Source organism: Glutamicibacter sp. BW78 (genome assembly GCF_002332245.1).
In the GTDB taxonomy this organism is placed as follows: Bacteria; Actinomycetota; Actinomycetes; order Actinomycetales; family Micrococcaceae; genus Arthrobacter_H; species Arthrobacter_H rhombi_A.
Window position 1 is genome coordinate 1 of the sequence record NZ_NRGU01000035.1, and the last position, 4,705, is coordinate 4,705.

Annotated in this window: 4 protein-coding genes; all 4 read right to left on the reverse strand. The window is 56.3% G+C overall.

Annotated features, from left to right (window positions below; genetic code table 11):
• Positions 1-23: 23 nt before the first annotated feature.
• Positions 24-956, reverse strand: a complete 933-nt coding sequence (locus CIK75_RS10200) for a 3-keto-5-aminohexanoate cleavage protein (RefSeq protein WP_086994176.1) — start codon at positions 954-956, stop codon at positions 24-26.
• A gap of 53 nt (positions 957-1,009) precedes the next feature.
• Entirely contained in the window at positions 1,010-1,789 is a 780-nt protein-coding gene (locus CIK75_RS10205) for an SDR family oxidoreductase (protein ID WP_086994179.1), read from the reverse strand.
• A 109-nt stretch (positions 1,790-1,898) separates the two neighbouring features.
• Entirely contained in the window at positions 1,899-3,221 is a 1,323-nt protein-coding gene (locus CIK75_RS10210) for an MFS transporter (protein WP_179204198.1), read from the reverse strand.
• Between the two features lie 66 nt (positions 3,222-3,287).
• Positions 3,288-4,370 (reverse strand): LacI family DNA-binding transcriptional regulator, encoded by a 1,083-nt coding sequence (locus tag CIK75_RS10215; RefSeq protein WP_241895399.1) that lies wholly within the window; start codon positions 4,368-4,370, stop codon positions 3,288-3,290.
• Positions 4,371-4,705 lie beyond the last annotated feature (335 nt).

Below are 4,705 nucleotides of genomic sequence, written 5' to 3' on the forward strand. Positions count from 1 at the left end.
GACACTTTTATCCATTGTCATGCTTAGAACCCCACCTTGTCTGCGCCTTTGAGATCGAGTATTTCGCGGGCCTCATCTGGTGTCGCGACCTCAAAATTCAGGGCTTCCAGAATGGTTCGGATACGTGAAACCTGTTCGGCGTTGGACGCTGCCAGCTGGCCTGGTCCGATCCACAGGGAATCTTCCAACCCGACACGGACGTGTGAGCCCATGGCGGCCCCGATAGTGGCCAATGGCATCTGATTTTTACCAGCTCCAAGGATCGACCACTGGTAGTCCTCGCCGAGCAACCTGTCGGCGGTGCGGCGCATGTGCATGAGATCCTCGGGGTGGGCCCCGATACCTCCCAGCAAGCCGAAGACCGACTGGACAAATAGGGGGCCACGCGCCAGCCCTCGCCCATGGAAGTGAGCCAGGTTATTAAGGTGAGAGATGTCGTAGCACTCGAACTCGAAGCGCGTGTCATTTGAGCTGCCGATGCCGAGGATTGTCTCGATGTCCGCAAACGTATTCTTGAAGACAAGATCTCTGGACTTCTCCAGAGACTCACGCTCCCACTCGTGGTCGAAATCAGCGTATCGGTCCAGCATCGGGTAGAGCCCGAAGTTCATGGATCCCATGTTCAGTGATGCCAATTCTGGCTTGAAAGTAGCAACCGGGAGCATTCGCTCCTCGACAGTCATATGGGGGGAGCCACCAGTCGTGATGTTGATGATCGCGCCCGTGTTGGCCTTGAGTTTTTCAAGAATTGGCTCAAAGTGCTTCGGATCTTGGGAAGGGCGCCCATCCTTGGGATCCCGGGCGTGCATGTGGACGACCGCGGCGCCGGCTTGCGCGGCTCCGATCGCCGCGTCTGCGATCTCGTCTGGTGTAACGGGCAGATGTGGGGACATGGTCGGCGTGTGGATGGCGCCAGTGACGGCGGAGGTGATGATGACTTTTTTCTTGGAGGCCATGTTAATTCCTTTGGTGGTACTCGAGAGTGTTGCCGTAAGAAGAGGGTCTGGGGCTAGTAGAGCTTCTCTGTATTGCCGTCGACAGCCATCGCCTGACCATTGACACTTCGGGCGAGATCACTGCCCAAAAACACTGCCATGTTTGCAATATCAGTTGCCTCAACAAGTCGGTTCAAAGATGACTGGCCGAGATAGAGGTCAGTGACTTCAGCCAATGGTCGCTTCAACATCTTTGCCTTGGCTTCAATGACTGCATCGATGCGGGGGCCGTCGACGGCCCCTGGGCATATGGCGTTGACACGTATGCCATCGCCACCGAGTTCGATGGCCAACGTTTTAGTTAGCCCGACGACTGCCCATTTGGAGGCGGAGTAGGGGCTGCGGCCCGCCATGCCCAGTCGTCCGGCGGCGGAGGAGAGGTTGACGATTGCCGCGTCTGTGGAGAGTCGGAGGAACGGCAGCGCATATTTGATGCAGTAGAACTGCCCGTGGACGTTAACGTCGAACGTTGCTTTCCAATCCGCTGCTTCTAAGGTTTCAATCGAGCCAGTAGGGCCAGCGATCCCCGCGTTATTGACCAAAATATCCAGTCCGCCGAGGTCAGTGGCAACGGTGTCCATAAGGGATCGAACTTGGTCCTCATTGGAGACATCGCTGACCGCTGCGGAAAAGCCGGAGGCACGTGCTGAATCCACAGCTGCGGGGTTGATGTCTGTTACGAATACTTTGGCGCCCAGATCTTGAAAGCGAGTGGCGATCGTTAGACCGATGCCTGCGGCCCCGGCTGTGACGAGAACCTTGCGGCCGGCGTAGTTTAGTCCGGTGTAATCCACGGGTACTGCTCCTTTTGGTGGTGAAGAATATTTGCAAACGCTGATGCTCAGGTGTGAATCCGAGGCTTTCGTCCGATGTTGGGCGGTCTAATTTGCTGAAAGTCAGTGCCTAGTGGCCAGAGACTGTGGCGAGGGCAGGATCTTCGGTGCCTCGCTTTAGCCAGCGCGTGAGGACAGCACCGATGACGCACATTGCGACGATGAACCAAAGGCCCGCGAACTTGGAACCGGTGGCGTCTTCCAGGAATCCCATGACGTATGGTCCGAGGAATCCCCCGAACAGTCCCACTGTGTTCACGAAGGCAATGCCACCTGCTAGCGCAGCCCCGGACAGACGTGTGGCCGGGTAGGTGAAGAGGATGGGCTGCAACGCGAAGAAGTTGAACGCCGCGAGGCAGAATCCGATGAGACCCAGCACAGGACCGCCAATTGCGCCGAGAGTGAATCCGGCCACGATACCAACCATTGTGCATGTGGCGATCAGTCGTGAGCGGCTGGCGTTGGTCGCCAAGCGGGGAAGCAGTAACGCGCCGGCTGCAGAGAAAATCCACGGGATAGAAGTAAGTAGACCGATTTGGATCGTGCTTAGTTCGCCATAAGTCCCGATGATTGAGGGAAGGAAGAAACTCAATGCGTACACAGCGATTTGATGGGCGAAGTAGATGGCCACAACTAGAAGAATCTGCTTGTCTTTCAGCACGTGGATCAGTTTTGAGTTCCCTGCTGCCTCGGCCCCCGATTTCTCCTCAGCGGCGATGCGAGCCTCTAGGTCCTCTGCCTCGGCCCTAGAGAGGAACTTTGCGTCGGTCGGTTTGTTGGGCAAGAACTTCCAAATTACGAATGCTAGAGCGCAGGCAGGCAACCCTTCGACGATGAACATCCATTGCCAGCCGTGAAGACCACCTAGACCGTCCAGCGTAAGTAGCACGCCACCGAGTGGAGCACCGATGATGTTAGCCAACGAGACTCCGAGCAGGAACATGCCGTTAGCTTTGGCGCGATCATTCGCGATGAACCATTGGGTCAAGAAGTAGATGACTCCAGGAAAGAGGCCAGCCTCAGCGACTCCGAGGAGCATTCGTAATATGTAGAAAGACCATTCCCCTTGGACGAGAGCCATGCAAGCAGACAGAATGCCCCACGTGATCATGATGCGCATGATCCAAAAGCGAGCTCCGACCTTGTGCATAATCAGGTTAGAAGGGATTTCTGATAGGGCGTAGGTCAGAAAGAACAAGCCGGCGCCGACGCCGTAAGCCGTGGCGGAGATGCCGAGATCGATCTCCATGCGGTCCTTGGCCATGCCAATGTTGGTGCGGTCTAGGAATGCCATTACATAGGCGGCAATCAGTAGAGGCATGACACGCCGGAAAATGAGTTTGTTGACGACATGCTGTGGTCTCATTGCCATCGCGTTCGTATGAGTGGACATGGCTACCTTTGCGTGGTGTTGGGTATGGAAAAGGTGGTGTTGCCGTGAGGAGTGTGAAACAAACCGTTAATGCAGAGAAGCGATACTCTTTGGGCAACCGCAAGTCGCACCTATGTGAATGGAGTGATCGCAGACTGTATGCGCATATGTGGTGCGCGGACTGGTGATTTGGTTGAGGAGTAGCTCGAAGGAACGCTCGGCCATCTGTTGGACCGGCTGAACGATCGTGGTCAGATCAATGAGGCGAGACCGGCTGTGAGGTAATCCATCACTCCCGGCGACGGCAACATCGCCTGGAATGGTCAGACCCAATGAAAGAGCGTGCTCCATAATGCCGATGGCAATCTCGTCGGAGCCGCAGACGATTGCCTCCGGAGGTTGTGGGGAGCCGAATAGTTTTTCGGCGGCTACTACACCGCCGTCGGAATTAAGTCGTGTGCTGATTTTTCGTTGACCAGTGATGGGAATTCCGGCTGCGGCGGCGGTTCGGACAAATGCTTGCTCTCGTGCCAATGAGGCAGTGGAAAACCTTGGGCCGATGACCGTTGCGATCTCTGTGTATCCGTGGGAAAGGACATGAGTCATGAGGGCCGAGGCGGCAGCGTCGTCGTCGATGCCGACAAAGTCCCCAGGAATATGGTCGGAACGACGAGATAGATAGACGTAGGGGATGCGTTTCTGTCGCAACGTCCTCAGAGCCCTAGAGTCCTCCCTCAGAGCTGCTGCGATGATGACACCATCCACGTTTCTGGCCGCTAATGTAGAGGCGACCTGAGCTAGGGACTCGGCGTCGTCCTGGGTGGTGGCTACGAAGACCTCGAAACCTTTGGAGGCCGTTGCATCAATGATGTGTTGTGCCCACCCGGTGTACATCTGGTTGACGATGTTGGGCAGAATCAATCCCACGACGCGGGTCAATAGCGGGTCGGGAAGACGCCCATGACGTATTGGTCGGTAACCTAATTCGTTGGCTACCTTGACGATGTGGCGACGTGTTTCGGTCGAGACGCCCGGCTGCCCATTCATCACGTAGCTCACTGTTGCTGCTGAGACCCCACAAGCGCGAGCAACGGCGGCGGCAGAAGTCTTAGCCGGGCGTGGCGCGCTTTCGTCATATGAGAGCTTCATCGCGGATGGGCTATCTGTCATGCCGGCTTCCTTCGGTGTGGACCTTGATGGTGTGTTTAGCGCTACTTGACGTTGTGATTTCTATTACAGAACGAGGCTGGGGCGTTAAGCAACGTTAAGTTGAAAAACTCAAAAGTACTGAAGAACTAGTGTTTCGACAAAGACAACGGCGCTTCGCTGTGGGAAGTGATCTTCGAGGTCATCGGGGCCTTCATCCCCATCCTGGGTGCCACGGTCACCGGGATCCTGGCCTCCGTCGTCGCACTTTTGGGTGTCGGCCCGGTGGCGGCAGTGATCGTCCTGGTGGTGGTGGTGGTCGTGGTGAACCAGCTCGAAGGCAATCTGCTGCAGCCGGT

What these genes read in the sequence shown, in the direction of transcription:
- CIK75_RS10215 (WP_241895399.1), bottom strand. Translation starts at nt 4,370, where the DNA reads ATGACAGATAGCCCATCCGCGATGAAGCTCTCATATGACGAAAGCGCG.
- CIK75_RS10200 (WP_086994176.1), bottom strand. Translation starts at nt 956, where the DNA reads ATGGCCTCCAAGAAAAAAGTCATCATCACCTCCGCCGTCACTGGCGCC.
- CIK75_RS10210 (WP_179204198.1), bottom strand. Translation starts at nt 3,221, where the DNA reads ATGTCCACTCATACGAACGCGATGGCAATGAGACCACAGCATGTCGTC.